Source organism: Pseudomonas sp. KCJK9111 (assembly GCF_046231935.1).
Lineage (GTDB): Bacteria > Pseudomonadota > Gammaproteobacteria > Pseudomonadales > Pseudomonadaceae > Aquipseudomonas > Aquipseudomonas parafulva_B.
Window position 1 is genome coordinate 1 of sequence record NZ_JBJJMO010000107.1, and the last position, 8086, is coordinate 8086.

4 protein-coding genes are annotated in these 8086 nt (G+C 53.4%); all 4 read left to right on the plus strand.

What is annotated here, in order from left to right:
* Positions 1 to 378 precede the first annotated feature (378 nt).
* The 4 genes from ACK59L_RS21120 (at position 379) to ACK59L_RS21135 (ending at position 7736) form a co-directional block, all read left to right on the plus strand.
* Positions 379 to 1257, plus strand: a complete 879-nt coding sequence (locus tag ACK59L_RS21120; protein ID WP_409275854.1) for a hypothetical protein — start codon at positions 379 to 381, stop codon at positions 1255 to 1257.
* Positions 1258 to 1274: 17 nt separating this feature from the next.
* On the plus strand, positions 1275 to 2717 hold the full coding sequence (locus tag ACK59L_RS21125; protein ID WP_409275848.1) for a DUF4214 domain-containing protein: 1443 nt from the start codon (positions 1275 to 1277) through the stop codon (positions 2715 to 2717).
* A gap of 146 nt (positions 2718 to 2863) precedes the next feature.
* Positions 2864 to 5335 (plus strand): glycosyltransferase, encoded by a 2472-nt coding sequence (locus ACK59L_RS21130; protein WP_409275850.1) that lies wholly within the window; start codon positions 2864 to 2866, stop codon positions 5333 to 5335.
* A gap of 82 nt (positions 5336 to 5417) precedes the next feature.
* Positions 5418 to 7736 (plus strand): glycosyltransferase family 2 protein, encoded by a 2319-nt coding sequence (locus tag ACK59L_RS21135; protein ID WP_409275852.1) that lies wholly within the window; start codon positions 5418 to 5420, stop codon positions 7734 to 7736.
* Positions 7737 to 8086 lie beyond the last annotated feature (350 nt).

Here is an 8086-nt window from a genome sequence, read left to right on the forward strand (position 1 = left end):
TTCATAGGAAAAATTATGGGACGAGAGACTGCTTATTCCAATTTCATGCTCAAAAATGTTGTCAAAAAAAGCTCCCCCTTGCCGCGACATAGTAGCTTAAACTGCTATGTCTCTGATTTATATAGAATTTTTAGAAGTAGCAGCTTTCTCAGCTAAGAGCTCGGAATACCTTGGACCGGCGTTGCAGATCTCAATACTTGCGGCTAAGTTCCTGCCAGAGTGGAAATTTTTTTTGGATTTCTTGGTTGACATCCCTTCCCTCTGGCGGCATCTTCGCCACTCGCAGGAAGCCTTCAATGGCCGCTTAGTGTATGCACGGGTCTGAGCAAGTTAGCTACCAGTGTTAGTGCTTAAAAGGAGCTTAACCACGCCATGTCTATGCCTTCACATACCCTCGACGGCCTGAAAATCAGCTCACGGGTCACGCTACTTGAGCCGGGCATGTACATCTTCAGATACGCCTCGCAGCCTCCTGCTGACAAGCCTGTCTGTATTGCCCTTCAGCAAGCCCCGCTGGGCAAAGGCTCTATCGACTTCTTCCCCGCCGAGGGTGTCAGCAAGAACATGCTGACAAAGCTGGGCGATACCATCATTGCCCGCGTCAAGGCCGGCGTCACAACCGTACTGATCACCGAATACCACATGTTCGACGAAGTGATCGAGCCGGTAGATCTGCGTATCGACCGCATCGACACCTCGCCTGCGATTATGCGCACCTTCGCCGTGGTCGCTAGCACAGATTCGAGCCAGACTCTTGCAACCGACACGCCCTTGCCCCTCACGATCACTGCTCACCTGAACGCGAGCGGCGAAGTCGTGTCTCATGATGGCTGCGTAGGTGAGCCAGGCGCTGACGAATTTATTGAATCGCTCACAATCGACTGGGCCGAGAAACCAATCGGCATCGACCTTGTCTACACCTGCACGGTGGCCGGGTCCGGCCCCTGCCGCAACGTCTCTACTGGCACCGTCATCGGTGCGCGCGCTCAAGGCCTGCCCTTGATCAGCGTAGGCTTAAGCCTCGTGGGTCCGATGCGCAAACACTATGAATTGACGGGCCTTGTGGTCTTCGGCACTGCCGAACCACAAGGCCTGATTGCCAATCAGATGATGCATGGCCCCACCGGCAACGAGCCGTTGGTGGCGCTGCATCTCGCCGTTACCCCCGTTACGAAGATGAACGCTGCCCGCCTTAAGTCTCCGTGGGAAAACTCTGCGTCACAGCAGAACATTATTGCAGCAGGCCACATGGCTTGAAGTAACAGGAATACATCATGCAATACGATAGCCCCGTCTCGAGCAGCGATCTGCAGAACGACCTGAAAGCCACCAGCGCTAACCTGTCCGAAAGCACTCTGAACGCCATCAACAGCCTATTGAACCTGGATACCGTTGAAAACCTCAACGTTGCCGGCATCACTGGTAATGTTGTTGAACTGCCAACCTCCGGCACCGCTAACATCGTCTTCGGCGCAGTCGAAGGCGAGCAAGGCGACCAAGTGGTCGTTGACCTGGCTGCTGCCGAAGCTGCTGGCGTTAGCGCCTACGTGCTGCAGAGCGACGCCAACCTGGTTGTTGACCTGCAAGGTCAAGCAGCTGCTGGCGACGTCCAGACCTTCGCTGCCGCCATTGCTCCAGCTGCAGTGGACACCTCCGCCATCGAACTGGTAGTTGCTACCGGTAACGGCGACGACGTCATCACCGTCAAAGGCGACCAGAACACTCTGATCGATGCTGGCGACGGCAACGACACCATCGTCACCGGCAACGGCAACAACACCGTGATCGCTGGCCTGGGCAACAACAACATCACCACCGGTTCGGGTAATGACACCATCATCCTGAGCGGCTCGAACCATGCTGACATCGTCAACGCTGGCGAAGGCTACGACGTCGTTCAGCTGGACGGCTCGCGCGACGACTACACCCTGACCACTGGCAACAGCTTCAACGTCAACCTGACCGGCAACCAGACTGCTGCCATCAGCAACGCTGAATTCCTGTCGTTCGTGAACGGTGATGAAGTCGAGACCATCGCACTGGCTCGCAGCGAGGCTGAAGCTTCTGCTCTGCGTCTGTTCGAAGGTCTGCTCGGTCGCGATGCTGACCAGGATGGCGCTAAGTTCTTCGTTGACCAAGTCAACCAAGGTACCACCCTGGACGTGATCGCCAACCAGTTCCTGAACTCTGCCGAGTTCGCTGGCGTTGCCAACGGCGAGAACATCAACGACCTGTACAACGCCCTGCTGGGTCGTGATGCTGACGAAGACGGCACCGCGCTGTTCCAGAACTACCTGGCTACCGGTGGTTCGCTGGCCGACGTTGCTGCATTCATCTCGGTTTCCGAGGAAGCGCAGAACCGTGACCAATCCAACGGCGACTTCGTCCGTGAGCTGTACACCAGCGCACTGGGCCGTGACGCTGACGAAAGCGGTCTGGAGACCTATGTCTCGGCACTGTTTAACGGCACCAGCCGCGCAGACGTTGCCAAGTACATCGTCGGTTCGGAAGAAGCTGCTCAGAAATCCACCAGCGAGTTCATCGACGCGCTGTACGGTTCCGCTCTGGGTCGCGAAGCTGACGCTGCTGGTAAGGAGTTCTGGACTGCCCAGCTGGACGGCGGCCTGAACAAAGCCGATGTAGCTATCAGCATCATCGGTTCGCCTGAAGCTGCTGAACACATCGACAATGTGGTAGTTCTGCACGGGAACGTGTAACTAGCACTGTCGTAGTGAAGGATACGCCCGGCCGCAAGGCCGGGACGTATGCAAAAAGGGGCGACTTTCGAGTTGCCCCTCTTTTTATTTCTTGCCGTTAAGCCAAGCTTATGTCCAGACAACTCGACCATGGGCGAGAAACGCTCATGGACATATTTCACCGTCACCAGCAAGCCAATGAGCACGAGGCAGCAGCAGCCGTGCTGGAGCGTGCGCTGCAGGTTCCCGCCTATCGGCCCGAAGCACTGGTGTGGAAAGGCATCGCGGCACTGCCGCAAACCCCCAAGCTGGCTTTTTTATTTTTTGCAGAAGCCGCCCAGGCACTCCCTGAGCGGGCAGACATCCACGCCCTGGTCGGTCGAAGCCTCTTAGCTCAAGGCAATCCGGCGCTGGCAACGCGTTACCTAACGCAAGCATGGAAAACCCAACCCAATGATCTTGCACTGCGCCTGACCCTGTGGGAGGCCAGGAGCCAGTCTGAAACGCCTGCCGAATTACGCCGCATGATTCTCGCCCACCTTCCCGATATTCACGGGGGCAAGGAACTTGGGGTGGTCCTAAAGCTGCTGGATGCACAAGCCGATGCTTCAAGTACAGTCGGCGTGGTGCGCTACGTCCCAGAGCACAAAGAAATACAGGGTTGGGCGACCAATCTGCGGAACCCGCAAACGCCGGTCGCCTTGCAGATAGACTTCGCGGGCACTCGATTCAACATGGTGGCCAATGCGATCCATCCCCTGCTGAAAGCAGCGGGCCTGCCAGCTACACATGGTGGGATAAGGATAAGCGTGCCCACTCCCACTTCAGCGGTACACGTACTTTTCGCCGATGGCGCTCCCCTGGTCGGCAGCCCACTCTACGCGATGCCGGCGTTCGTGCCGCCTCCTCCTACCAACGCGAGTAAAGGCAAGAATAACCCCGTTGATGTGCTGATTCCCGTATACGACGGTCTTGAGGAAACGCTTGAGTGCATCAACAGTGCGCTGGAAGCCCGCAGGCTTAACCGTATCCCACACAGGTTAGTGGTGATAGAAGACAAGACGCCTGTCCCTGCACTGGCAAAAGCCCTAAAAGTGCTAGCAGCCAAGGGCAAGATCACGCTCGTGCAGAACAAGGTGAACCTGGGATTCATTCGCAGCATGAACCGCGCTATGGTCTTGAGTCCTAACAAGGACGTAGTATGGCTCAATGCCGATACCCGAGTGCATGGTGCCTGGCTGGATCGACTACATGCGGTTGCTTACAGCGCAGGCGATATCGCTTCAGTTACGCCCTTCACTAATAACGGCGAGCTAATGAGCTTTCCACGCAGCCGGTTTAGTCATCCCATGCCCAACGCGGTTGAGCATGCTCAACTCGATGAACTAGCGTGTCAGGCTGCCAGCTTGCCGGTGGATATTGAAACTGGATGTGGTTTCTGTCTTTACATAAAGCGCGAAGCTATTGAGCAGGTAGGTTACTTAGACGAAGTTCACCTGTCACGCGGTTACGGTGAAGAAACCGACTGGTGCCTACGCGCGCGGAGCCTTGGCTGGCGTCACATGGGCGCACCAAATGTTTTCGTAGCGCACAAAGGCGGGATTTCGTTCGGAGCTGAAAAGACCATGCGCGTGGCGCATAATAACGCTGTTCTGCGAAAGCGCTACCCAGAAGCTTCGGCGCGCTATCAAAGCTTTTGTCAGCGCGATCCCATCAAGCCCGCACGCGATGCTTTGCAACGCACTCGTCTCGCCAAGCTCATGCAGCTGTCCGACGCACGACAATCGACAACGTGGCCGGCGCAAGGTCATAAGACGCTGTACCTAGGTCGCGACATCTCGGACGATGATTGCGCTTTCCGTTTAAGCTGGCAGCATAATAGCCATCGAAGTTGGGTGACTCTCCAGGCACCAGTAACTGCGTTGACGCTGACGCTGGATTACGAGATGCCGCAAGATTTCACGGACTTGGTAGAGGCACTTCGCTTGCTTCCACAAGAAGAATTAGTTTTCGAGCAATTGGATCGTTGCCCTGTCGAGCTATGTGACTTGCCTGCCCTTCTTAACACGCCGTACCGTGTTTGTTGCAACGACTCGCGACTACTCAGTCAAGAGGGTTCATATGATTGGCAACGTTTCGCTCGCGAGGCTACAAGCATTCAAGTACCTTGGGCTGCCTTGAAGGAACACTACACAGCCGCGTTTCCTAATAGCTCCATATCGGTTGCCCCCGCTCCCGCCCTCGCTGCCAATACCGCTTTAGGAAATCCACCTCGTATATTGCTTATTGGCGACTCTCTCCGCGATCCGGATCTCGGTCATCAATGGCTTACTTTGGCACGTCGCATTGCCAGTGAATCATTGCCTTTCACATTGATAGCGAAAAATGATACGTCTTGGCTGAAAACACTACATGCAACAGGCGTAGTCCATCTGTTGCCAAATCTCAACGGTCTAAATTTTGTGGAGTCTGTCAAGGCCATTGGGTGCGATGCCGTGCTCAGCCTGACAGAGAAACCTGACGCTGGTTGGTTCGCATCTAATCAAGCTATCGAATTGGGTTTGCCACTGTATGCTAAACCTACATCGACGGCCGAAGAAAGCGGTGCGATAGCAATTACCTATTTACCTTTTTATTGAGCCAAGACTGATGCCCCAAACAGCACCCCAAACAGCTTTCGATATGCCACAGGCGGGGCAATCCTCGTCTGAAAACACATGCATGAGCGGCACCATCCTTGGTTTACAAGGCGATGTGCTCCAAGGGTGGGCACTGGATAGCATGCGGCTTGAACAACGCTTAGTGGTTGAGGTGTTTGTCGATGGTTACAGTGTGGCGTTGGCCCGCGCTGATCAATTTGAGCCTGGGGCACCGATGGGTGACCACTTTCACGGGTTTGCCGTGCAGTTACGGCAAAGCTGGTTGGATGATGCAAGTTTGATCACAGCTCGGATTGCCAACCAAGATCTGATGCTGGAGGGTCAAGTGCAGATCCCGACCCCTATTACCAAACATGCTTCTGCCATTACCGCCCAAGTCTGGCATAGCGGTGGACTACGTGTGAGTGGTTGGGCATGGGATCCTGCATCACCAACGCGACATGTGCAGATCAGCGTGCAAAACGGCGACCGTATTATTGCCCAAGCGCTGTGTAATGAGCATCATCAGGCTTTGGCTTATCGTACCTCAGCTGACCATGGATTTACGCTCGATTTGCCTTGGCAACTAGCTGACGGCAAGCTCCATATCTTGAACGTGGTGAATGACTTAGGCCAACCTCTGCCTGGAAGTCCTATCCGCTTGTGCTGCCATCCGGAAGGCATGGAAGGGCTGCTGCAGCAGCTGGACGTATCAAGGAGCGATCCGACTTTTGCGCTGCTTGAGGGCATGGTTAAAGAACAGTCTGTCAGGTTACCGAAAAGCGCAGGCTGGCATCTTTATCCCCAATGGTTCAAAACTTTTCAATCCTTGGACAACGTACCTTCGCCTACTTTAAAAAGCACATTAGGCATTCTATTGATCAGTGAAGGTGACAAAACACTTGAGGATATTAGCGTTGCAAGCGTGAATGACGGGCATGCCTCGGTACAGGGCTTTGAGATCGCGCCTCCGGAGCAGGTAGGTCCTGCACTCGAAAAGCTGCTCAGCGCAGGATGTAAGCGGGTCATTGCGATAACAGCAGGCGACCGACTGGCACCCCATGCGCTTCCGCATCTCAGCGCGTTATTGGATAACAAGAGTGCATGGGGCTACGCTGATTGTGACCGTGACGACGAGCAAGGAAATCGCAGTTATCCGTGGTTGAAACCTACTTGGGATGTTGATCTGTTTATCGGGGCCGATATTTTCACGCCTGGAGCAATTTTTGGTGATGCTGTCATACAGCAAGCTTTGTCCTTGCTGAACGCGTCTAGCCGTAATAAGTTTATACATTGGCACGATTTGATCGCGGCCATAGTATGGATCACTGAGCGCGACAAGCTCGTCGTTTCCCATTTACCCCGTGTACTATATCATAGGCTACATACTGCGCCAGTGAGTCCTGAACTAGGTGTGCCTTGTCTGCGGCGTCAGCAGGCAATCAGTTGGCTTTGCGAACAGCTTGCAACTGGCACGACTGTTAGTGCATTAACGCGATACCCCGCGTTGTTAAGAGCCCACTGGCCACTACCTGAAAATCTTCCGAGGGTAAGTTTGATTGTTCCGACAAGGGATCAATACAAGCTCTTATCAACCTGCATAGATGGGCTTCTTAACCATACAGACTACCCCGACCTAGAAATCATCGTCGTTGACAATCAGTCAACAGACATCGATACGCTCAGTTATCTGGAGCGGTTGCAGGAGCAAGGCGTCACTGTCCTAAGGCATCCTTATCCTTTCAATTACTCCACCATCAACAACAGCGCTGCTCGCAAGGCCACTGGCGATTTAATAGGGTTAATTAATAACGATATAGAAATCATTAACCGTGACTGGTTAAAAGAACTGGTGGCTCAGTTGCTAAGGCCATCTGTCGGCGCCGTGGGGGCAAAATTGCTTTGGCCTAACCACATGGTGCAGCATGGGGGCGTGGTAGTAGGTGTAAATGGCTTAGCAGCCCATGTAGGCAACAAAATAGAGCGGTGTGACCCAGGTTATCTTGCAACAAACCAACTCACTCGCCGTCAAAGTGCTGTAACGGCGGCCTGCCTTATTATGAGAAAATCTGTATTCGAACAATTGGGTGGGTTGGATGAAATTCACTATCCGGTTGCTTTTAACGACATCGATTTGTGCCTACGCATTAGAAAGCTTGATTTGAATATAATTTGGTGTGCTTCTTCGGAGTTGATCCATGCGGAATCAGCAAGCCGTGGTAAAGATCTGACCGCCGAAAAGCAATCGCGCGCTCTAAGGGAGCAACGTAACTTTATTGAGCGATGGTGCTTAAATGGCTCGCATGACAAATATTATCATCCTGCATTAAGCCTGGATTATTTGAGTGAGCCTTATGGCGGTTTGGCTATCCCATTTGAAAATCTACAGGCGCGTAATTAGTCATGCATACATTTAGTCACGCGCATACCAGACTCTCGAACCCCAAAGCATATATAGACAATAAGTTTCATCTTGAACGATCTGCAATGCTAAAACCCACTATCGAACGAAAGATAGGTCACGCCCACAATGAAAAGAAAAGCAGACCTTTTTCATTTTACATTGCGCTAGCCATTTGGAAGGTAGCAGCTACCCCTCTATGCAGGGTAGCTCGCGCCAACACTACAGTATAAACTCAGTCTCTATTACTACTTAGCAGATCGAAAATGACCATCTTCTGTATATCTCCTAACACGCCAAACTCCACCAATCGATTCCAAGCCGCCTTCGCCAACGCCGGTGTCGTACCT

Coding starts and splice junctions, on each gene's coding strand:
- ACK59L_RS21130 (WP_409275850.1), top strand. CDS start 2,864: ATGGACATATTTCACCGTCACCAGCAAGCCAATGAGCACGAGGCAGCA.
- ACK59L_RS21125 (WP_409275848.1), top strand. CDS start 1,275: ATGCAATACGATAGCCCCGTCTCGAGCAGCGATCTGCAGAACGACCTG.
- ACK59L_RS21135 (WP_409275852.1), top strand. CDS start 5,418: ATGAGCGGCACCATCCTTGGTTTACAAGGCGATGTGCTCCAAGGGTGG.
- ACK59L_RS21120 (WP_409275854.1), top strand. CDS start 379: ATGCCTTCACATACCCTCGACGGCCTGAAAATCAGCTCACGGGTCACG.